Source organism: Sporosarcina sp., from assembly GCF_029257255.1.
GTDB lineage: Bacteria > Bacillota > Bacilli > Bacillales_A > Planococcaceae > Sporosarcina.
Window position 1 is genome coordinate 19,292 of sequence record NZ_JARICI010000057.1, and the last position, 21,692, is coordinate 40,983.

Sequence of the window (21,692 nt, forward strand, 5' to 3'; positions counted from 1 at the left end):
TGTGAAACAGCCGCCAAAAAAGAATTCATTAAGGGATTTTTGGTCTACACGTTCGACATCACCGATCGTTGGATTTCTGGGTGGTCAATCTACGTTATTCGTACTTCTCTGTGTGTTGCTCATTGGATTGATCATCTTGATCTTTTCACAGGTCTCATTCATTTTCTATCCGATACGGGTCTTTTTTTCAACGGTCGTCCTGCCAGTTGTACTCGCGACGATTCTATATTACTTAATGCGGCCGATTCTTCGTTTTTTGGAAATGCGACTGCGGATCCCGCGAGTTTACGGAATCTTAATCATTTTCCTGGCCGCAGCAGGATTGCTGACATTGGTTATTTTCCTTGTGCTGCCATTCTTGCGGGAACAGTCGATCAATCTCTTTGAAGAATTTCCAACGTATTTCAAACAGCTCATTTTAGATATGGATGCTTTTTTCCGCAACTCTTTATTCGCTCCTGTTTATGAAGGATTTAACTTCAATGTCAATACCTTCTTAGATTCAGGATTTGAAAGTATCGGCAAGTTCTTTACCGAAACACTTGGAGGAATTGCTTCCGGCGTCACTTCGTTTATTTCTGCTTTAACAGGAATTATCCTCGGATTATTTACTGTGCCGCTAATTCTTTTTTATCTATTGAAAGACGGAGAAAAGCTGCCTCAAGTGACTTTGCGTATGTTGCCGCCCCGTTTGCGTGATGATGCAATGACTATTTTCCGAGATGCCGACAGACAGATCAGTGCTTATATTCAAGGACAAATACTTGTAGCCATAGCAATCGGCATCATGGTTTCCATCGGATTCCTTATCATTAAAATGAAATATGCTCTATTGCTCGGAGTTCTTGCGATGTTTACGAGTATTGTGCCGTATTTAGGACCGGTCATCGCGATCACACCAGCCGCAATTATTGCGGTCGTTACGTCTCCATTCATGCTCGTCAAGCTCGCAATCGTCTGGACAATTGTACAGGTGGTCGAAGGCAAGTTCATTTCACCGCAAATAATGGGGAAATCACTGCATATTCATCCGATTACCATCCTATTCGTCTTGCTGACAGCAGGATCTCTGTTCGGTGTAGCCGGTGTCATACTAGGGATTCCTACATATGCCTTACTGAAAGTCGTCGTCACGCATATGTTCTATCTGTTCACGCTGCGTTATAATCGATTCGAGATAGAAGAGGATATGTATTATGAAGTAGTGGAAGAAGACAAAGAATAACCCGCTCATCATCGGCGGGTTATTTTTTATGGAGTTTCATATAGGATGGCACCTGTATTTGACAGATCATAGCCGCCGATTGCTCCGATTTTCGCCTTAAAATCGGCTGAACGTATGGTGGTGAGTAAAAACTCCCGTAAAACTTCATTTTCATCGGTCTTTAAAATGACCAGATCATATGACTCTTGAATAAGGGGAATAAAGTCGACATCGATCAGGCGAGATGTTTTCTCAATCCCTACACCCGCATCTGCCTGTCCTGAAGCTACCCTTGCTGCCACAGCCATATGATTGAGCTCTTCATCCTCATAACCTGCTAACGTGCGCGGTGAGATGTCTGCGAGACGTAACTGTTCATCGAGTAGCACACGGGCACCAGAGCCTTTTTCACGGTTGATGAGGCGTAATCCCGACTGTCCTAAATCAGACCAATTACGCAGCAGTTTAGGATTTCCTTTCTGCACGTAGATCCCCGCAGTTCTACCAAGTAAATTAACGACTAGATAGGAGTGTCCAGTCAGCAGGCGTTTAATGTATGGTAGATTGTACGAATTTGTTTCACCATCGAATAAATGTGTGCTCACGATATCCGCTTCGCCCTGCACCATTTTGATCAAGCTGTTCAGACTGCCTGCGAATGAACGAAGGGGACGATAATCGAGGTGCGCTTCTTCTATATAGCTTGCCAGTATATCTAGACTCAAATCCTGTCCGCTGATGATGACAGATGGATCACGCAAAGGCTCAGCAGGCTGTTCTTTGTGATTAGCAGCAGCTGACTTCACCGGAATGATTTCACCGCCGCTTTTTAAACGTTCCTTATAAGCGGTTAAATCGATGGCATCTACACGCATCTGACGCCCGACGCGGTATGCACGAATTTCCCCTTTTTTAATTAAGTCATAAACTGTCAGCTTTGATACTTTCAACAGCTGTGCAATTTCTTCAGTTGTATAGGAAACATCATTTTCTGTGTTACTCATTTTTCAACCTCCGTTAAACATTACTAACTATCTTCCACCATTTTTATCAAAATTGCAAAATTGACAAGTACAGGAAATCATACTATGATATTTTTACATATAACTAATTATAACTAGTTATGTTTAGTTATATCTAAACAAAAGGGGGTATGAGAATTGAAACGATTTTTACTGATGGTTTTATTCGCAGTTTTGTCGATCATGCTGGTTGGTTGTTCGGATAGTACAGGGCCTAAAAAAACGGATGGAACCGATCAGGAGACACCTGTCGTGGACAAGCCTGCTGAAGAGGTTGAGCTCTTAATTTCAGCTGCAGCGAGTCTGACGGATGCACTGGAAGATCTGAAAGCTACATATGAAGAGGAACATGAAGGAGTAAAGCTGACATATAACTTCGGAAGCTCGGGGAAGCTCGCGACAAATATTGAAAACGGCGCTCCTTCTGATGTCTTTCTGTCTGCCAGCTCGAAAGATATGAACGACATGGAAGAAAAAGGACTGATCCGTGACGGTACTCGCAAAGATTTCACGTCAAATGTGCTAGTATTGATTGCACATAAAGATTCTAACAGCACAATTGATTCATTTAAAGCGATTGACCCGGAAAAAGTTGATCATTTTGCGGTGGGAGAACCTGAATCCGTGCCTGTCGGGCGATATACAAAAGAAACCTTTGAAAATCTGAATCTATGGGAACCTCTTCAGAATAAGCTTGTGATGGGTTCTGATGTACGTCAGGTCTTAACGCATGTGGAAATGGGCAATGCGGATCTTGGCATTGTGTATTCCAGTGATGCATTTGTTTCAGATGATGTGAAGGTTCTGGCTGAATCAAATCCAGAATGGCATGCACCGATTGTTTATCCAGGGGCTGTGGTTGAGGCTTCAAAACATCGGGAAGCTGCACAGAATTTCTTGGACTATTTAACAAGTGATGCAGGTAAAGAAGTATTGCAGAAGTTCGGATTTAAGTAAGAAGAAAAGGGGGAGAAGGCTTGCTTGAGATGGATTATTCACCTTTGTTGTTATCGCTGAAAGTGGCAGCCATCTCCACTTTCTTCGTATTTCTGGCAGGCGTTTTCATCGCATATCTGTTGGCTAAACGTGATTTCTTCGGCAAAAGTATATTGGAAGCACTGTTTTTACTGCCGCTTGTACTGCCACCGACTGTTGTGGGTTTTGGACTGCTCATTTTATTCGGCAAGAAAGGCTGGATCGGCAGCTGGTTAGTAGAATGGTTCGATTTTCAGATTGTCTTTACATGGATCGGTGCCGTTATTGCTTCGATCGTCGTGTCATTTCCGCTGATGTATCAGAGTGCGGCTGCAGCATTTGAGAGTCTTGATGAACGCTTGTCCAATGCTGCACGTACAATGGGTGCTTCAGAATGGAGAGTATTTTGGTCAGTCGTTTTTCCGCTGGCGTGGCCTGGACTTCTTGCGGGTCTTGTGCTTTCATTCGCCAGGGGGCTTGGGGAATTTGGTGCGACCTTGATGCTTGCAGGCTACATACCGGGCAAGACAGATACCATTCCGATGGCGATTTATTTCGCAGTGGAATCTGGTCAGATGGAAAAGGCGACATTTTGGGTTGTCATCATCATCGTCTTCGGATTTAGTTTGATTTTATGGGTCAACTGGTGGAGCAAACGCAATATCCGCCGATTCACGCGATCTTAACCGTAGTAGGAATCAATATGCTGAATGTACAAATACATAAACAGCTGGCGCATTATGAGATGAAAATTAGTTTTGAGATGGCTCATGAAATACTTGTACTGGTCGGGCCGTCGGGCTCAGGGAAGACCACGATTTTACACATGGTTGCTGGTCTGATACATCCCGACTGCGGCATGATTACGTCCAAGAAACGCATATTTTTTGAAACCAATGAAAAACCTATGCCGGCCAGAGAACGTCAAATCGGTTACTTATTCCAGGACTACGCCTTATTTCCGCATATGACGGTTGAGAAAAATATCTGGTACGGTGTTAAAAAGGCTCAAAGGAATGAAAGCAGAGAGATGATCACGCAACTGCTGCAGGTTCTCGGTATTGAACATTTGTTGCAGAAATATCCGCATCAAGTATCTGGAGGAGAAAAGCAGCGTGTTGGTTTAGCGAGAGCTCTTGCTGCGCGACCGTCCGTTTTATTGCTTGATGAACCATTGTCAGCACTTGATAAGGAAACGAGACAGCAGTGCCAGAATGAACTGCTCAGGCTCCATGATATATGGAAGATCCCGTTTATTATCGTCACGCATGATCTTGATGAAGCAGAACGTCTCGGTGATCGAATTATTTATTTGGATCAGGGTACAATTGCTGATGAGAAATGGAAGAAACAATTAACTTATCATTGAATAGCAAAACCCAGCTCTGGTTCAGTGGAACAGAGCTTTTTGTTTTTGTGAATCAACAGGGAAACGGGTATACTGTAGGAAAGAAAACAAACAGTTTACAGTTTCATTATGAAAATGAATAAGATCTTTAAGTAATTTAGAGATTAATGTTTATCAACCAAAGAGGAGTTAAAAACGTGGGCAAACAGCTGAATGACCGCAAAGCAGAACATATCCGGATTGTGCTGGACGAGCACGTCACAGGCCACAGGATCACGACGGGATTAGAGAACTTTCATTTTATACATAATGCTTTACCCGAATTGTCGTTCGACGACATAAATACAGAGCAAAACTTCTTCTCTAAAGCTTGTAAAACTCCATTCCTGATCAGCTCAATGACCGGAGGAGCCAACTTTGCTGAAACAATCAATCGGAATTTAGCGCTTGCAGCAGAAGAAAAAGGTTGGGCGCTGGCCCTCGGGTCGACACGTGCTTTGATTGAAAGCAAGGCTTATCGCCAATCGTTTGATCTCAGACAGTACGCTCCTACGATACCAATTATTGCAAATCTGGGTGCTGTGCAGCTTAACTATGGATTTACAGAGAAAGAGTGCAGAAAGATTATTGAATATACAGATGCTGATGCTCTGGTTTTGCACGTGAATGTCCTGCAGGAAGTAATTCAGCCGGAAGGAAATACAGATTTCAGTAATTTGTTATCAAAGATTGGGAAACTTTGCACTGATTTATCGATTCCAGTCGGTGTGAAAGAAGTTGGCTGGGGAATTGATCGTTCGACTGCTGAAAAACTTGTGAACGTCGGTATTTCATTCATTGATACTGCAGGAGCTGGAGGCACTTCTTGGAGCCAAGTAGAAAAACACCGAACGGATCCCATTAAACAGCAGGCCGCAGGGGCATTCAGTGAGTGGGGAATACCTACCGCAGCTTCTTTAGCATCAGTAAAACCGGTTATGAATGAAAGAATGCTTATTGCAAGCGGTGGATTGCATTCAGGTGTAGATGCTGCAAAATGTATCGCACTGGGTGCAGATTTTGCAGGCTTCGGCAGAGCCATCTTAGAGCAAGCTACGATTTCTGCTGATAGCGTATTACAAACTATGGAAGTTAGAGAATTAGAGCTTCGAATGGCAATGTTTGCGGTTGGTGCGAAGAATCTCTCAGAATTACAACAAACAGATCGACTGCAGAAAATAAATCCGTGAGTGGTTGTTCACGGATTTATTTTCTAGTTAAGGAGGAATCGTCATGTGGAAATTAGTAAACGGTAAAATGGTCCAGACAACAGACGAAACGCGAATAAAATTCCGTACCAATATCAGTCAGGAGATTTTACAGCAATTAGAGGAATTGTCTGAAGAACATCATACATACAGTAATTATTTATTGGAGAATGGATTACGGAATGTTTTAGAACAAGGATTTGTTGAGTATGACAAAAATCTGCGTCCCAAAGACCGTGTGCAATATAAAACAACATATGATCAGGAATTGCTCGAATCAATCAAACAGCTGGCTAAAGAACAGAAGCTGTTTATTAATGATGTGATCGAGTACAGTGTAGAACATATAGACTTTGATGATTTAAAAACGAAGGATTATAAGAATCGTATTGAATAACGGTGTGAGAGGCCAAAGAAGAGTGAATAAAATAGTTCAATCATAGAACGCCCCGAACATAATATAAATTATAGGAAGTTGCGTATCACTGATAAGTATACTTGTGATATTGAGATATAAGAGATTTATTTGAGTTTATTAACTAATCCAAGACGAATCTTTAGTTAAGCGATTGATCTTATTTCGACCAATCGCTCTGTTTACTATACATTTCGGTTCCTTCAATCCATCCACTCCTGCATGCGATTATATATACGTTGGGACGGTTTTGATGAACCTCTCTCGATATTGCTTAAATACGATGTCGATATTTTCAATTCATCGGATACTTGCTGCAAGGTATAACCAATCTTTTTCCGCTTCGCTTTAAACTCTTGACCGATCTCTTTACCAGTATGTTCCTCCCCCTTAGTTAACGATAGGTTTTTGGGGGTATTCACAGCATTTTTTCTTTCAATGGGTTGATAATAACTAATAATTTCATCCGGTGGTGCTATGATGATCGTTGTTTCTAGCCAAACGCGCAGCCAACCTTTTTTCGACATACTGTCTTCATCCCACTGATTATACTGCCAAAATGAGATGACACCTTCTTCTTCCAATATATCTAAAGCTTTCTCCAGTCGATCGCGAATGCGTGACGGAGCCTGAGATTCTGCTTGTACACCTATTTTTTCGAGTAATGTACTGATTTTATGCGGCTGCAAATAACTGGCTTTCCGAGCTTGTGTACGCCACCTCCAGCTAATATAACGGATTAATTTCTTCTCCCATTTACGCTGATATGGATTGAATTCGATTGCTTGCTTTGGCAATAATTTCACCTGTCTCACGGAACCCTTCAAGAGATGGTCGAATACGTTGCCGATTGCTACATAGATACGCTCAGGCGACTTTCCGACAGTCAACTCACACGGACTTCCGTCTTCAGTACAAAAAGTGAATGCGCGACCTTCCATTTTCTTAGTAATCGGCTTTCCTTGGTCGTATAGTAAGACGGAATCCAACTGTATCCATAGCGACCGCAATATAGAAAGCGCTTTCAATACTAGTCTGCGTTGCTCTTTTTCATAGCCTCCCCGCCGACCAGTTCCACCGAGTTTCGTTTTCAATCCACGAATCGCCAATAAATCATCTATTTGTATTTCTACACGTTTGTTCGCCTGCGGAGACTGCGCTAAATACATATGACACAACGAATCTAGTACATCCACTTCTACTTCAGATAAATTATGTGCAGCTTCATGCAGTTGATGCATCTGGCTTACTGTTCTATCCGCTTCATCCGGCAACAGCAGCAAACGCCCCGACAGTGTTGGGCTTTGTATCGTCGCAAGCGGCCATTGATCTGGCTCACAAACGAATTGTTGATTGGAAATCGCTTCCGTAATGAATTGATAGACAACATTGCTCATGACGCGAAGATTATTCTTTTTTACTGGTGATTCGACTAGTTGATGACCGGAAATCCGCTTTTGAACACTGAGCAATTCATTGATTTGCTCCATTGAGTTTTTTTCCGACTCGAACGCTATGAGTATTTCCGAAATCATTTTATCAAGATAGATATTGACGGCGGCGGTGAATGAATTGAGGAAGCTGTCGTTAGAAGTGAAACTATGTTTCAATTTCTTGAGGAATAGTATGTTCAATTGCTCTCTGTCAAGAGCGTTCAATGTATCGTAGCCATGCTTTGTGATCATTTCATTGACGCTATGGTTCATCACATACGTCCTGTACCATGTACTGAATACTGTCCAGGACTTTTCGTCATTCAGTCCGACGTGTGCATTCAACATTTTATGGTATTTATCATATAGTTTATTGATGATTTCCCATTTGAGTGTCGGTTTGTTTTCGAGCAACGGTGCAAGATGCCCTTCATATGCACTATAGAATTTAGCAATCATGAACTCTGTAGCTTTCTTGAGCACTTCACGTCTCGCGTTTACACGCAATTTGAAAAATAAATCAATATTATCTTCGTAGATTTGCTGACGGACGATGAATGTCTCGTTTTTGACTCTGGGAAAAATCCGGTTGGCATTCACTTTCTTCCGTACATTTTCAGATGGAAAGTTGATTAAGTAATTATAGTCAAAGAAATTGGGCTGATGATCATGGATGATGATGACTTGGAAGTGGTCGATTTTATTTGCAATCGTTTGGTGGTGGATGAGTTCGCCGTTCGTATCATTCAACAGTAAATCGTTATTGATCAAAAGTAGTCCCCCCGATAACCGTAATCTTCAAGTAGTATAACATGAATTCACAGAATTATCCATCGTCTTCCCAGTCAAAACGACCGGTTATCGACGACGTCCGAAGTCCCAAGGAAGACCTAACTCGTCGTTGAAACTAAAAATCCTGATGACCAATGCTGTGATGATTACTAGCCTCGATGGAACCCTCTCAATCCGCCAATACCGATGAACAAGAAACCTAAAATAATCGATTTTTTGAATGCCACTTCACTCATTTTGTGGCCTCCCCTATCAATAAACAACAGTTAATTTCCAAATTATTTATTATGTCAAATATAGCAGTAACTTAAAAAATCCGTGGCAGGAGTTTTCAGCATGCCTCAAGCAAAACTGAAACCCTCCCGCCACGGACCACACATGTTTGGCTAGTTAGCGGATATTGATGATGCAGGCTTTTTCTTGCGTGTAATCAAAAATCGAATCCGTACCATAGCCACTTTCCTTTACCCCGCTAAACGGCAGGTCGGCTCCTACTCTAGCGTACGTATTGACCCATACATTGCCCGCCTGCAACTTGTCAATCATGCGGTGAGCAAGTCCGAGGTTTTGTGTCCAAACACCCGCTGCTAGTCCGAAGTTCGTGTCATTGGCGATTTGAATGGCTTCTTCTTCCGTATCGAAAGGAATAGCGACTGCCACCGGGCCAAAAATTTCTTCACGGGCTAATTTCGTACTATTGTCCGCCACTTTGACGAGTGTCGGCTGTACCCAGTAACCTTTCGCAAATTCCGGTTGACCGGGCAGAACGTGTTGACCGCCGTATTTCCCGCCGAACACTACTTCATAGCCGTCTTTTGCCGCTTCATCTATATAGCCACAAACTGACTTGAATTGCGCTTCATTGGCGATTGGGCCCATCGTATTCGCCGTATCGAGCGTATTGCCGTGCTTGACGAATTCATTGTCAGTCATCAACTCTTTCAATCGACCGATCACTTCTTCGTAAATAGTGCGCTGGATCAACATGCGTGAACCACCGACACAAATCTGGCCGGAGTTTGGAGTAAAGATACCGTTAATCAATCCGTAGACCGCTTGATCAATATCCGCATCTTCAAAGACGATATTCGGCGACTTGCCACCTAGTTCAAAAATTAGTGACTTCGGAGAATGGGCAGTCGCTTTCGTAATGCGCTCCGCCGTTGCTTTCGATCCCGTCATACTAACTTTATTGACTTCTTTATGACCAACGAGATAATCGCCGATTTCACGGCCCGCCCCAGAGATGACATTGAGTACACCGGGAGGAAGGATTTCTGATATCAGTTCTCCGTAGCGCAAAGATCCAACCGCTCCACTCTCAGCCGGCTTGATCACTACTGTGTTTCCAGCTGCCAGCGCATAAGCCGCCTTGATCGTAAACGTAAACAGCGGTGCATTCCACGGTAAAATACCGACGACTACACCGATTGGTTTGCGTACAGTGAATCCAAAATCCCCTGTACCCATTTGTACCGTTCGACCTTGCCCACCTACTAATGCTGCAGCACCCGCTGCGTCGTACCAAACTTGTTTCAACACTTCCGCCAGATAGCCGTATTCATCAAGTACCCAGCCATTGTTCCGCGTCTCCAGTTTTAGTAACTCTTCAGCGTATTTGGGTATGATGTCCCCAATTTTACGCATATAATCACCGCGTGTACGTGCCGGCAGATCCGCCCAGTTTTCAAATGCTCCGCGAGCCGCCTGGATCACAAGCTCGGCATCTTCTTTCTTGCTTGACGGAACTTTTGCCCATACTTCGCCAGTTGAAGGATCGATACTGTCCGTCACGGCTCCGTCTTGCGCCTGTACGGTCTTGCCGTTAATAATATTGCCGTATGTTTTCAATTTGGATTGCTCGGATACGTTCGCCATATATTTTCCTCCTTCAAATTACCAGCCTAATGAAGCAACTACTTTTTCTTGATAGAACGAAGTGGAGCCTAAATATTGATCATAATAACGAGCGCGCTTGACGAATAAATGGCAATCAATTTCTTCCGTAAAACCGATCCCACCGTGAATTTGAATATTATGGGATGCCACTTCAATGAACTTTTCCGTCGCATATGAACGCGCGCTGTAGACGGCCGCTTCACGATCTACTTCGTCTGTGTCTACTACCCAGTTGGCATAATGGCTGAGTGAACGAGCAATTTCCAAATTCACTTTCATATCAACGATACTGTGTTTAATCGCTTGGAAACGTCCAATCTTTTGTCCGAACTGTTCACGCATATTCGCATACTCTGTCGCCATATGGACTACGCTCTCCATTGCACCGACTAAGTACGAACTAAGCGCCGCGTTGAAATACAGCAAACCTTCTTGCAAGTTGTCCCAGCCCTTATCCACTTCACCAATAATTTGCTGCTGTGTAATCTTAAAATCGTAGAAGTCGAGTTTCGCTACATGCTTCGCTTCGTCAAAAGAGGTTTGGGGCGTGATTGTCAGTTCATCGGTCTTGTCGATCAACAGAAGCGTCAAGCCATCTTGTTGATCGTCATTTGTTCGCGCCACTACTAAAAAAGCATCCGCAAATCCCGCTTCTGGCACTAAAGTTTTCGTACCGTTTAGCACGTACTGTCCATCTCTGCTCTCCAGTGAACATTCTATGCCGGATGGCGAGAAGTCGTTGAATGGCTCAAGCGCCGCAAAAGAGATCTGTTTCTGTCCGGTAACAATTGCCGACAAATACGTTTGTTGCTGTTGCGTTGTTCCGTACTTCTTCAGAATCGGTACGGCGAGCGCGTTCGTTTCCATGAACAATCCCGGAACGAGTGAACGTCCGAGTTCTTCATATGTCGGAACGAGGTCGAGCGAATCAAGATCGAGGCCATCGTAGACTTCTGGTATATTGATAGCCGTACAACCAAGTTCAGCTAGCATGCTATAAAGTTTCTGTAAATTTTCGGTTTTATTGACGATCATTTCACGTGCTACTTGCGTACCGCCGAATTTATCCAGCATTTTTCGAATATGTCCGCGAAACGTTTCTTGATCTTCTGTTAATGAAAAGTCCATATTTCATCCCTCCGTCTATTAACGTCCCATGTCTTTCGGTAGTCCGAGTACTCTTTCGCCAATCGTATTACGTTGCACTTCGCTCGTACCGCCGCCGATCGTATGACCGAATGACGATAAGAACAAGCTTTGCCATTTGGCGTCTACTGGTGCATCTTCTTGCCACAGCATGCCTTGATGTCCTTGAATCTCTACTGCAAATGATGACAATTCTTTGGTCAATTCACTGACGACGAGTTTATCGATCGAACTTTCCGGTCCTGGTTGACCATTCTTCAACGTCGTGGTCAAGTTGCGGTAATAATTCAATAAAGACCCGCGAACACGTGCATAGAAGCTCGCCATCTTCTGTCTGATCTGTGGATCCATTAATAACGACTGTCCGTTGACCTTGTATTGCTGGGCCATCTTGACCGTATCGTTGAACTGTTGCTCGAGCGTAAACAGTTCGGCACCAATTCCTGAACGTTCATGCAGCATGAGTGCGATGAGTACATGCCAACCGGAATCCAGTTGACCGACGATATCCGCATCGGTCGCTACCGCATCCGTCATATAGACTTCGTTAAAATCCTTATGACCGTCCATTTGTACAATCGGCACTGTTTCTACTCCAGGCTGATCCATATTCATTAAGAATACGGTGATACCGCGGTGTTTCTTCTCGGGATGCGTGCTCGTCCGTGCAAGCAGGAAACACTTATCCGCCACATGACCGTAGCTCGTCCACACTTTCTGACCATTGATCAGCCAGCGGTCTCCGTCCTTTACGGCACTTGTCTTGATAGCGGTTAAGTCGGATCCGGCGTTAGGCTCCGAATATCCTTGACACCAGATTTCTTCACCAGTCAGTATTTTCTTCAAATATTTCTCTTTTTGTTCATCTGTGCCTACATCGATTAGCGTAGGCCCCACCATATGGATGCCTATGTAATTAATCAGTGGCGGTGCTTTGACTTTGACCATTTCCTGATGATAGATAATCTCTTCCATCAAACTAGCATCCCGTCCGCCGTATTCTTTCGGCCACGCGATCGCTGCCCATCCGCCTTCGTATAACGTGTTTTGCCACTGCCGTAACACACGGGAATATTCTTCAACATCTTCCGGCAACTCACGTTTGCCTTCTAGCCATCCTTCCGGCAAATTCTCTTCTAGCCATGTCCGCAGCTCTGTTCTGAATTTTTCTTCCTTTTTGCTGAACGTGAAATCCATCATCCATCATCCTTTCTTCCGCTTTTATCAATCAGTTCATGACGGGCACCCACTGCGGCAACGCACGGTCTTCCGTTATATCAATCCACGTCATTTGAATCGGCATGCCGATCTGTACAGCTTTTTCATCGCAATTTAATATATTGCCCATGATTTTCACTTCCGGTACATCGTCAAGTTGTGCCAGAACGATCACGGTTGGCAAATCGTCCTGGAAGCCCGGCAGAAAGGGACGATAGGAGATGACATAAGAGTAGACGCTCGCTTTTACGTCGTTGCCCATCTCTTCCCATCCTACATTCACACTGCCACATGTTGCGCAAGTTGGGCCTGGCGGTTGTGCGTATGCTTGGCAGTCATTGCATTTTTGCAGCACAAGCGTATGCTGATCCGCTGCGTCCCAGTACGCTTGATTAATTTGGTCTTTCAATGGAATTGGTTTTGGGTACGTCATACTATTCCTCCTAGTTTCGTAAAATCATTGCACCGGCAATATCCGGTCCCGCCCAGCCGGTACAAATTCCGATTTGGCAATCTTCCACTTGGCGATCGGTTCCTGCATAGTCATGACGTAGCTGTCTGACGATTTCAATGGCATTGTTCATTCCGTGCGTGTACCCTTCAGACAACATGCCGCCAGCTGTATTCGTTGGAAGTTTGCCGCCGATCTTCAAATTACCCTGCGCGACGAACTCTCCTACCTCCCCGCGTTTCGCAAAGCCGTATGCTTCTAGCTGTCGCAATACAACCCAACTGAAACAGTCATAGATTGCCGCCACGTCGATATCTTCCGGAGTCACGCCTGCATTTTCATATAGTTCTTTCGCCACGTAATCGGAAGCGACTTGGTCGATATCATTCCAGTAGTGTGCGTGTGGATGGCATTGTCTTGCTGACATGCCCATAATATAGACCGGCTTCGAAGTACAGTCTTTCGCTTTTTCGACAGACGTCACAATGATCGCATTGCCTTCATCCAACTCGAGACAGGAATCATGGATGTTGAAAGGTGAACTGATGTCCGGTGTTGCAAGATAGTGTTCCATCGTCAACGGCTTTCCGTTTAAGAATGCTTTCGGATTTCTTTGTGCGTGTTCATAGAAACTTAAGCACACATGCCCGAGATGTTCTTTCGTAATACCGGTTTCGTGCATATGGCGTGTCGCGTACATACCGAACCACTGGGACGGGCTTGCCGATCCATACGGAATAACGAAGCTTCCGCCCGCTAGTGCACCTTGCAGCATATCCGGATCATAGCCACGCCCTACGCGGGTTCCTGAGCTGCCGTTTAGTGAACGGTAGATCAATACGGTGTTTAATTGTCCCGCTTCAATGAGCGCCACCGCATCCGCGATCAACATCTCCGTACTTGCTCCGCCACCTTGGATATCCTTAACGTACTTCGGCCGTACGCCGAGATAGGTGGCTAGTTGGTGGGATGTACAAGAATCACCTTCGTTGTAGTTCATAAAGCCGTCAATGTCCGTAGCTTTCAAACCTGCGTCTTCAATTGCTGCGCGGGCAGCATCTAGTGCCAAATGAAGAGGCGTTGTTCCCGACTTTCTTGAGCGTTCGCTCTCTCCTACACCGACAATGGCATAGCGGTCCTTAATAATTCCCATAAATCTATTCCTCCTATTTCACGATTGCATGTAAGTGTAAAATCGCGCTTCCTGCCCCGACGATTTCTCCTGATACTTTCTCGGCCGTCAGCTCCAGTGCGATACAGCGCTTACCCTGTTCTTCATATGTCCGTGCCACCGCACCCGAGCAGCGAATTTCATCGCCCGGTACAGTCATCTTTCCGAAACGCATCTTAAAATTTGCAAGCCACGCTTCATTACCCGCAATTTTCATTACATATTCACCGAGAAATGCCATCACCAGCATGCCATGTACAATGACACCGTCGAGGCCTATTTTTTTTGCGAAGTCATCGTCAAGGTGCAACGGGTTAAAATCACTAGAAGCACCTGCATACTGGGCAATCTGTACTTTCGTAATCGGCGGCTTGACCATCGGTTCGAGTTTCTGGTCTACGGTCAGTTCTTCCAATACCCAATCTTTTATCATCTCAAGACCCTCCTGCTAGTTATTCGCTGCGCGATAGACAATATTCATCCGGCTGATACAGACGAGTTCGCCTGTTTCATCTTTCATTTCGGTATCAAGCTTCAAAAACTGCATATTTCCGCTTTTACCTTCCTTATCGTACAGATCACTTACTTTGATCCGGCAATGTAGTCGATCGCCTATGCGGATCGGTTGATAGTAGAGGAATTCCTGCTCGCCGTGTAACATTCTCCGCTGGTCGAGCTGAATCGGCAGTTCGACTTTGCCATCGTTCATCGCTATAGGGAATGTTGGAGGTACAATCAATCCTGCATAAGCCGACTGAGCAGCGTATTGCTCGTCGCTATAGAGCGGGTTGTCATCCCCGACTGCAGCAGCGAATTGGCCCACATGCCGTCCTTCTATCTCAAATACGTATTCATTGCTCATCAGCCCGATGACACTTTTATCCAAGTTCATTTCTCATCCTCCTCGTTACTTCGTAATGATCAATGCGTCCGCCGCTACAATACCGTTTTCATAGACGATGAGCGGGTTAATATCGATTTCTTTGATTGCATCCGAATAATCCTGAATTAACTCGGAAACTTTCAGTAACACGTCGATAATTGCTTCTTGATCGACCGGTTTTTTATTTCGCACACCTTGCAAAAGTTGATAGCCTGCCAAACTCTCCATCTTATCGATGGCGTCTTGCCTTGTGATCGGTGCTACGCGGAAAGACACATCTTTGAATACTTCAACGAAGACGCCGCCTAGGCCGAACATGATCACCGGTCCAAATGTCTCATCATTTGTGACACCTATAATGACTTCCACGCCTTCCGCTAACATTTCCTGCACGGATACTCCGTGGATATCGGCTGTAGGACAATGGGTCGTAGCGTTTTTGGAGATTTCATCAAAAGCTAGCGTCACTTGTTGCGCGTTTTGTACATTCAATCGGATTCCGTTTACTTCTGTCTTGTGTGGAATATCGGGCGAGTCAATTTTCAGCACGACCGGGTAGCCGATGCTTTCCGCAATCGCTACTGCCTCTTCTGCCGAACGGGCAATTTTGCGTCTTACGGTACGGATTCCATATGCATTCAAGATCTCCATTGACTGTGATTCACTCAGCGTCTGGTTTTCAAGTAACAGGTGACGGATGTTCGATTTATAGATTTCCTTCGGCTTCGCTTGCTCCTTCTTTGCTTTGTCATACGCTTCTCTATAGTCGACGAGCTTTGCGAGCGATCGAACAGGATTCATATCCCCCTTGACGAATGGAATACCATGTTCTTCTAGATAACTGATTCCTTTTGGAGAAGACATGCCTTCAAGTGGGAACGTCGTAACGAGAATGAACTTATCGGAGTTCTTGCACAGCTCTACAAACTCTTGCAGTTCAGGCGTGTTCTCATCCCAACTCATAGGGAATTCCGAGAAAATGATAATATCAGTCTCTGGATCATGGACGAGTGCTTTTAGGGGCTCGAGAAACAACTGTGGATGCGTGATTGCCGCGGCCGCCGTCAAATCGATTGGGTTGGAAGCGCTCGCAAAACTCGGGATAGTTTTTTCAATCTGTTGCTTCACATTGTCGCTAAGGGGATGGATGTTTAGGCCGTATGATTCACAACGATCGGCTTCATTGATCCCTCGTCCTCCTGAGCTTGTAACGATTACGGTATTTCTGCCTTTAGGCATTTTATTCGACATGAACAATTTGGAAAAAGAGATAATATCGGTGTAATCATCTGCACGTACGATGCCGGTTTGTTTGAAGAAGCCGTCATATACTTGATCGGCACCGGCCAGTGAACCGGTATGCGATGCTGCAGCACGGCTGCCTGCAGTGCTTCGTCCGGATTTCATGATGACGATCGGTTTATTGATTTCCAGCGCGTATTTTGCAAGCTTGCGTAACTTTTCAGGGTTCTTCTCGCCTTCAAGATAGCCACTCGCGATCGTAGTGTTCGGGTCATGCAGCATGTATTCGATAACATCTGAGAAGCCAATATCCGCTTCGTTTCCTACGCTGACGAAATAGTTGAATGTCAGGCCTTGCTGGGCAGCTGCAATATATGTCAAGACACCGAATGCGCCACTTTGTGTAACGAAGCCGGCTTCACGTTTTTTGTTGAGCGGCACATGAGTCAGTCCCGGCGAGAATGTGCCCATCAAGCCGTTGGTCGTATTGAGCAGCCCGACACAGTTCGGACCGATAATGCGGATTTGATATTGGTCGCATATGTCTTTGAGACGTTGTTGAGCGACGATGCCCGCTTCACCGATTTCAGAATAACCGGAAGCGAAGACGATCGCCGTTTTGACACCGCTTTCACCACACTCGATCAAACATTTTTCCACTTGTTCGATGCCGACGCAGAGGATAGCAAGATCGACTTGGCTCGGTACGTCCTTGACACTTGCGTAGCACGTCAAGTCCGCAATCTTTTTGGCGCTGCGGTGGATCGGATAAATTTCCCCTTCAAATCCTCCGTCGAGCAACGCCATCAATTGCAAGTACCCTATTTTATTCGTGTTCTCAGAAGTACCCAGAACCGCTATTGCACGTGGATGGAATAATGGATCTAATTCTAAATTTGAGACAACTTTTTCATTCAACAATTTCATCTTCTCTTCACCTCTCCACTTCCTGTATTTTGCTGGCTTACCTAACTTGACTAGAATCATAGCAAACGGTTTTATTTCCTATTTTATTATTTGTGGATTAAATAATTAATAGTATTAGCACTGGATAAGTGAATGTCAGGATTAACGAAGTGATGATATAGCAACGAATTTAGTTTTCGATATTTTCTGATTAGTATAGATACACCCGACTATCGTGTAGGATGACCGCGACATTCGAGAAGGATAGCCGCACGATTTGTAAAATTACCAACTAACAGCGTATGAGTATTTCTGTTCCAACGGGTATAGTGCACGGTGAGGTACATAGGAAAACGCCCGATTTCTCAATTTTCGGTTGAGAAATCGGGCGTTTCGTTACGATGGACAATCATGCGATTATTTTAATGTTTATTCTAACTCCTATCGCTCCACATACTGCTGCAATTGAGTTTTATTTCTCTTTGATGAAGATAAAGAATCAACCACACTACATACGAACGTATTTTACAGCCAAAACTGTATAAAAAAACGGTTGGGTTGTCGATATACTGGCGTTTTCGTTTCATACCAGAGTGTCACTCTACCACAGTAATATTATCTATCGTATGATAGTCCGTAACAAATCCCAAATGAATTGCCTCCCACAAATAAAACGACACAATCGAACGGTGAGGTTTCCAAAGTGGTAACTTCTCAACCAAGATCCCCTGCCGTTCTAACTTCTCCACCCCATATAGCCACTGAGCAGCCCGCTGGATACCTACGTCATTTACAGCTAGAACGTCTTGCCGCCCAAGTGACAGAAGCAGAAACATCTCTGCTGTCCACTTGCCAATACCTTTGACATTTATCAACTGCTCCATAACAGATTCATTACTATATCGATCAATACTCTCAAGGTCCAGCTCCTTTACTGCTACTTTCTCTGCCAGATCCTTCACATACTGTACTTTTCTCTGCGTTAATCCTACCTGTTTCAAATGATCATCAGTATTTGTCAGCAATCCTTCCACAGTGATTTGCCCGCCAAGCAACTTTTGAAGCCTATTGTAAATAGCGCTGGCTGCACTGACCGAAATTTGCTGTCCGACAATAGAGCGGACAACCGAGGCCAAATGATCTGTTCTTAATGAAATTTCAATATCACCGGCGGCTACTATTAACTTCTTCATTACAGGATCTCTATCACAAATATATTGCACCCCTTCATCCTGTCTACTGAGAGTAAGCTTATTCAATTACAGTACCTCCAGCTGCTTCATTCTTCCCTAATGAAAACCCTTCAAATAACCTGCCGCCATATGGCGCAAGGACAGTCTCCGTTAAACTGATCACTTTGCTTTTCACGCCATTCTTATAATATTCGTCAAAAGACTCAACAAATTCCGCGGTGAATTTTTTGTCGTATTGCTGCAAAGATCGAATAACCCACTTCGATGAACCTGTCCAATGACCATTGGTGCGTAACACAAATTCTTGGATCAAGTCAGCTAACGTATTTGCTGTAAAGAGCTCTTCCGCACGATTAGTACTTCCTATAAAATCATCCAGAACATCCGTGATAAAATAACGTTTTACCGTAATGATTTCATCTGTCCATGTTTCAGGTCCTTGATCTAAAATCTCTTTAGCTTCCAACTTGATCGCCTCGATAATGCCTTCATCCTTTAGAACGATTCCTTCCACGACCATTCGCTGCATAGAAGGTTTAGCATTGTGATAATCCATTTCAAAAAAATGTTTGTAGGAAGTTGTTGTATGTACAAATACTTCAATTGGCCAGCCAAAGTCAATTAGAGACTCTCTATAAGACAATTTGACAGCTTCAGTAAAAATTACGATATCCAGGTCGGAGGTGGCAGTCCCTTCCCCTCTGACAGTGCTCCCAGCCAATAAAGCCCCTTGACAGTCAGGGAAATGCTTATCGATAAAGAGCTTGGCAGCCTCTTTCGCCGTTAATCTATTGATCGTCGCCATTTGACATTCCCCCATAATCTCATCATCATTCATTACCTTTCGTTACAAAACAGAACTATTTCTTTATCATAGTTCCTGATACAGATCTATATCCTGTACAATCTTTTGTAATGATTGCTGCCAAAAGCTTTGCAGCGACAGATCTATATTGAAATGCTTCTTCATAAGTTGTTCCAAGGGTACCATTCTGGTTTCACTCAGAAAGCTTTGAAACTTGTGGTCAAATTGTTGATCTTTTTTAGCCAGATCAAGAAGTCCTATACTTAATAAGAACCCAACCGTATAGGGATAATTATAAAAAGGGGTATTCGCTTGATAAAACTGTCCATACTTAATCCACACGAAAGGCTCATAATTACGTAAACTCCCTCCATAAGCTTCTTTCTGACAACGTAACGAAAGTTCTTCTATCTGTTCTGCATCTACCTCCCCGGTCTCTCTGCACTCATAAAATTTTTCTTCAAAATCAAAAGCACCTCTTATAGACATCAAATAAGTTAGACTTCGCTCTATCTTCTCTCCAAGAATTGATTTCCTTAATGAAATATCGCTGGTATTTTCAATGAGATAATCAATACATACCGTTTCAAAGAAGATGGAGGACGTTTCCGCTACTGTCATTTCTAACGTGTCATCTAAAAAACGCAGGGAAGGCACTGCTGTCATTTGTTTAAAATGCCAAGCATGACCAAGTTCGTGGGCAAGTATCCTGACACTATTGATTGTATTGTCAAAATTTAAAGAAATTCGTGACTCTCCTTCTGAAATGAATGGAACACAAAATCCCCCAGGTTGCTTTGTTGTACGTTGCTCCGCATCCACCCAGCCGTTAGCAACGGCGTTCTTAACAAACTCACTCATATTAGCGTCGATACTTTCAAGAGACTTTGTAATTGTGTCAACAGCTTGATTGAAAGTTAGTTTCGCAGGATCATTTTGAGATGAAATCATAAATTCATGCCAATCAAGTCGTTCATTGTCACCTTTATGTAATTTCAGTTTAAAATATCTGGTCAGAGCATCCAATTTCGCGTCTATTGTTTCCCATACCACATCCAGTGTTTGTCTGGATATTCCATTTACTTTTAATGATTCGTCAAGGCAATTTACTCCTTTCACCTTCGCCTCATGAAGTCTCAGCCCCACCATTTGATTATAAATCGAAGCAAAGCTGTTCGATTGTCTCTCAAGAGTTTTGTTAAGTTCCTGGAATATAAGAGTCCTATCAGATTGAGCAGGATGCGACTCAGCTAAATCTATTGCTTCACCAAAAGTTAGTGCGTCCAATTCTTCAACTTTTATTCTTAAGTTATTGCGGACTTGCAGGTAATGGGCTTCCAGACTGTTTACTGTTTCATTAGAAGGTTCAGAAATTTCATGTTGTACTTTTGCATAGTTTACTAGTTCGGAAAGAAAATGTGACTGTTTAACGCCATTTTCCCATTCTGAATATTGTTGTTCACTCCTATTATGTAGACTTTCCTGCAAATTGGACAGTATTGAATAAACTCGATTTTTCAGTGTTAAGATCGTTTCGTTTAATGAACTCAGATAATTTGGCTCCACATCTTCTGTAGTTAAGCAGTAGTAAAAGGAATCTGCTGAGTCAATCTGTTGTATAAATTGAGCAATTAAAACTAAATCACTTTCAAATAAGGTAGTTAACTCTGAATAGCTTTCTAGATCTATCAATTTATTATTCATTTCGCTTAAATACATAGTATACTCGTCCAACTTGAAACCATACTGAAGATTATCTAGCTTCCAACGAGTTGCTCCATCGAATTTCCCCACAGTGTGTCCACATCCATTCAATATCTTGCAGATACAATTTAATATGACAATTCCTGATTACTCCAAGAATAATTTATCCTTCCAAGAATCGAACCTTCTTGATCTTTAATTAAATAAAAACAACAAAGACGTTCAGCCTGTTCTTTTAGTAAGGGCTTTTTCAAGCGGATAATACACTGATCTCCAGACAGATTACCGCCACTATATCTTTAGTGACTTCAATCATTATTAGCGCGCTCTCTTTCTTCTCTCTCTTTCATATATCTTTCATATATCTTTCATATGCATCATTCACCCCGTCATCAACTGGTACGGTTTGTTTATGTATATCAAGCAATAAGATAAACGACCTAAAAATTACTCCGACAATAATTGCCGATAAGATATACCAACCAATAGGTCCAATGAAAACTAAAATACCTAGAAGGCCGGCAACTAAAATACACCCTAATAACTTCATAACTTCCCTCCTCGGTTTTAAATATAGTAAATAAGCAGTTTCTCAACGATAAAGTAGTTCGTATGCATAGATAAAGACTGAAATTAAA

20 protein-coding genes are annotated in these 21,692 nt (G+C 43.5%); 6 read left to right on the top strand and 14 right to left on the bottom strand.

Going from position 1 to position 21,692, the window contains the following annotated elements; translation table 11 throughout:
• The first annotated feature begins 1 nt into the window (after position 1).
• A complete protein-coding gene (locus Q1J64_RS11945; protein WP_301109292.1) occupies positions 2 to 1,225 on the top strand; it encodes an AI-2E family transporter in 1,224 nt (407 codons plus the stop codon).
• A 26-nt stretch (positions 1,226 to 1,251) separates the two neighbouring features.
• Here the strand turns inward: Q1J64_RS11945 and Q1J64_RS11950 are convergent, their stop codons facing one another.
• Positions 1,252 to 2,208: a substrate-binding domain-containing protein gene (locus Q1J64_RS11950; protein ID WP_301109294.1), complete on the bottom strand. Its 957-nt coding sequence runs from the start codon at positions 2,206 to 2,208 to the stop codon at positions 1,252 to 1,254.
• 156 nt (positions 2,209 to 2,364) lie between these two features.
• Between Q1J64_RS11950 and modA the strand changes: the two genes are divergently transcribed.
• From modA to Q1J64_RS11975, 5 genes are all read left to right on the top strand, one after another.
• Entirely contained in the window at positions 2,365 to 3,183 is an 819-nt protein-coding gene (gene modA / locus Q1J64_RS11955) for a molybdate ABC transporter substrate-binding protein (RefSeq protein ID WP_301109296.1), read from the top strand.
• A gap of 29 nt (positions 3,184 to 3,212) precedes the next feature.
• A complete protein-coding gene (modB, locus tag Q1J64_RS11960) occupies positions 3,213 to 3,887 on the top strand; it encodes a molybdate ABC transporter permease subunit (protein ID WP_483315947.1) in 675 nt (224 codons plus the stop codon).
• Complete coding sequence (locus Q1J64_RS11965; protein WP_367183392.1) at positions 3,848 to 4,570, top strand: ATP-binding cassette domain-containing protein; 723 nt, start codon at positions 3,848 to 3,850, stop codon at positions 4,568 to 4,570. Before modB ends, Q1J64_RS11965 begins: the two co-directional genes overlap by 40 nt.
• A gap of 176 nt (positions 4,571 to 4,746) precedes the next feature.
• Positions 4,747 to 5,778 (top strand): type 2 isopentenyl-diphosphate Delta-isomerase, encoded by a 1,032-nt coding sequence (gene fni, locus Q1J64_RS11970; RefSeq protein WP_301109300.1) that lies wholly within the window; start codon positions 4,747 to 4,749, stop codon positions 5,776 to 5,778.
• Positions 5,779 to 5,821: 43 nt separating this feature from the next.
• Entirely contained in the window at positions 5,822 to 6,193 is a 372-nt protein-coding gene (locus tag Q1J64_RS11975) for an rRNA methyltransferase (protein WP_301109302.1), read from the top strand.
• 221 nt (positions 6,194 to 6,414) lie between these two features.
• Here Q1J64_RS11975 and Q1J64_RS11980 read toward each other — a convergent pair whose 3' ends face one another.
• From Q1J64_RS11980 to Q1J64_RS12040, 13 genes are all read right to left on the bottom strand, one after another.
• A complete protein-coding gene (locus tag Q1J64_RS11980; protein ID WP_301109304.1) occupies positions 6,415 to 8,415 on the bottom strand; it encodes a helix-turn-helix domain-containing protein in 2,001 nt (666 codons plus the stop codon).
• A gap of 411 nt (positions 8,416 to 8,826) precedes the next feature.
• Positions 8,827 to 10,314 (bottom strand): aldehyde dehydrogenase family protein, encoded by a 1,488-nt coding sequence (locus tag Q1J64_RS11985; RefSeq protein ID WP_301109305.1) that lies wholly within the window; start codon positions 10,312 to 10,314, stop codon positions 8,827 to 8,829.
• An 18-nt stretch (positions 10,315 to 10,332) separates the two neighbouring features.
• Positions 10,333 to 11,463 (bottom strand): acyl-CoA dehydrogenase family protein, encoded by a 1,131-nt coding sequence (locus Q1J64_RS11990; RefSeq protein WP_301109306.1) that lies wholly within the window; start codon positions 11,461 to 11,463, stop codon positions 10,333 to 10,335.
• 18 nt (positions 11,464 to 11,481) lie between these two features.
• Positions 11,482 to 12,678 carry an acyl-CoA dehydrogenase family protein gene (locus tag Q1J64_RS11995; protein ID WP_301109308.1) on the bottom strand — a complete coding sequence of 399 codons (1,197 nt, stop codon included), beginning with the start codon at positions 12,676 to 12,678 and terminating at the stop codon, positions 11,482 to 11,484.
• Positions 12,679 to 12,709: 31 nt separating this feature from the next.
• Positions 12,710 to 13,132, bottom strand: coding sequence for a Zn-ribbon domain-containing OB-fold protein (locus Q1J64_RS12000; protein ID WP_301109310.1), 423 nt, complete (start codon positions 13,130 to 13,132; stop codon positions 12,710 to 12,712).
• A gap of 10 nt (positions 13,133 to 13,142) precedes the next feature.
• Positions 13,143 to 14,303 carry a thiolase C-terminal domain-containing protein gene (locus Q1J64_RS12005; RefSeq protein ID WP_301109311.1) on the bottom strand — a complete coding sequence of 387 codons (1,161 nt, stop codon included), beginning with the start codon at positions 14,301 to 14,303 and terminating at the stop codon, positions 13,143 to 13,145.
• A 13-nt stretch (positions 14,304 to 14,316) separates the two neighbouring features.
• Positions 14,317 to 14,754 carry a MaoC/PaaZ C-terminal domain-containing protein gene (locus Q1J64_RS12010; RefSeq protein WP_301109312.1) on the bottom strand — a complete coding sequence of 146 codons (438 nt, stop codon included), beginning with the start codon at positions 14,752 to 14,754 and terminating at the stop codon, positions 14,317 to 14,319.
• A 15-nt stretch (positions 14,755 to 14,769) separates the two neighbouring features.
• Positions 14,770 to 15,213: an FAS1-like dehydratase domain-containing protein gene (locus Q1J64_RS12015; RefSeq protein ID WP_301109313.1), complete on the bottom strand. Its 444-nt coding sequence runs from the start codon at positions 15,211 to 15,213 to the stop codon at positions 14,770 to 14,772.
• Positions 15,214 to 15,228: 15 nt separating this feature from the next.
• Complete coding sequence (locus tag Q1J64_RS12020; RefSeq protein WP_301109315.1) at positions 15,229 to 17,373, bottom strand: acetate--CoA ligase family protein; 2,145 nt, start codon at positions 17,371 to 17,373, stop codon at positions 15,229 to 15,231.
• 575 nt (positions 17,374 to 17,948) lie between these two features.
• Entirely contained in the window at positions 17,949 to 18,611 is a 663-nt protein-coding gene (locus Q1J64_RS12025) for a DNA-3-methyladenine glycosylase family protein (protein WP_301109316.1), read from the bottom strand.
• Complete coding sequence (locus tag Q1J64_RS12030) at positions 18,604 to 19,350, bottom strand: nucleotidyltransferase domain-containing protein (RefSeq protein ID WP_301109317.1); 747 nt, start codon at positions 19,348 to 19,350, stop codon at positions 18,604 to 18,606. Before Q1J64_RS12030 ends, Q1J64_RS12025 begins: the two co-directional genes overlap by 8 nt.
• 66 nt (positions 19,351 to 19,416) lie before the next feature.
• Complete coding sequence (locus Q1J64_RS12035; RefSeq protein WP_301109318.1) at positions 19,417 to 21,144, bottom strand: M3 family metallopeptidase; 1,728 nt, start codon at positions 21,142 to 21,144, stop codon at positions 19,417 to 19,419.
• 256 nt (positions 21,145 to 21,400) lie between these two features.
• Complete coding sequence (locus Q1J64_RS12040; protein WP_301109319.1) at positions 21,401 to 21,604, bottom strand: ATP-dependent Lon protease; 204 nt, start codon at positions 21,602 to 21,604, stop codon at positions 21,401 to 21,403.
• Between the last annotated feature and the right edge of the window lie 88 nt (positions 21,605 to 21,692).

Excerpts from the sequence above, each read along its gene's own strand:
- modB (WP_483315947.1), top strand. The coding sequence starts at position 3,213 with ATGGATTATTCACCTTTGTTGTTATCGCTGAAAGTGGCAGCCATCTCC.
- Q1J64_RS12020 (WP_301109315.1), bottom strand. The coding sequence starts at position 17,373 with ATGAAATTGTTGAATGAAAAAGTTGTCTCAAATTTAGAATTAGATCCA.
- Q1J64_RS12005 (WP_301109311.1), bottom strand. The coding sequence starts at position 14,303 with ATGGGAATTATTAAGGACCGCTATGCCATTGTCGGTGTAGGAGAGAGC.
- Q1J64_RS12010 (WP_301109312.1), bottom strand. The coding sequence starts at position 14,754 with ATGATAAAAGATTGGGTATTGGAAGAACTGACCGTAGACCAGAAACTC.
- Q1J64_RS12040 (WP_301109319.1), bottom strand. The coding sequence starts at position 21,604 with ATGAAGTTATTAGGGTGTATTTTAGTTGCCGGCCTTCTAGGTATTTTA.
- Q1J64_RS12030 (WP_301109317.1), bottom strand. The coding sequence starts at position 19,350 with ATGGCGACGATCAATAGATTAACGGCGAAAGAGGCTGCCAAGCTCTTT.
- Q1J64_RS11950 (WP_301109294.1), bottom strand. The coding sequence starts at position 2,208 with ATGAGTAACACAGAAAATGATGTTTCCTATACAACTGAAGAAATTGCA.
- Q1J64_RS12015 (WP_301109313.1), bottom strand. The coding sequence starts at position 15,213 with ATGAACTTGGATAAAAGTGTCATCGGGCTGATGAGCAATGAATACGTA.
- Q1J64_RS12000 (WP_301109310.1), bottom strand. The coding sequence starts at position 13,132 with ATGACGTACCCAAAACCAATTCCATTGAAAGACCAAATTAATCAAGCG.
- Q1J64_RS11990 (WP_301109306.1), bottom strand. The coding sequence starts at position 11,463 with ATGGACTTTTCATTAACAGAAGATCAAGAAACGTTTCGCGGACATATT.
- Q1J64_RS11985 (WP_301109305.1), bottom strand. The coding sequence starts at position 10,314 with ATGGCGAACGTATCCGAGCAATCCAAATTGAAAACATACGGCAATATT.
- Q1J64_RS11995 (WP_301109308.1), bottom strand. The coding sequence starts at position 12,678 with ATGGATTTCACGTTCAGCAAAAAGGAAGAAAAATTCAGAACAGAGCTG.
- Q1J64_RS11975 (WP_301109302.1), top strand. The coding sequence starts at position 5,822 with ATGTGGAAATTAGTAAACGGTAAAATGGTCCAGACAACAGACGAAACG.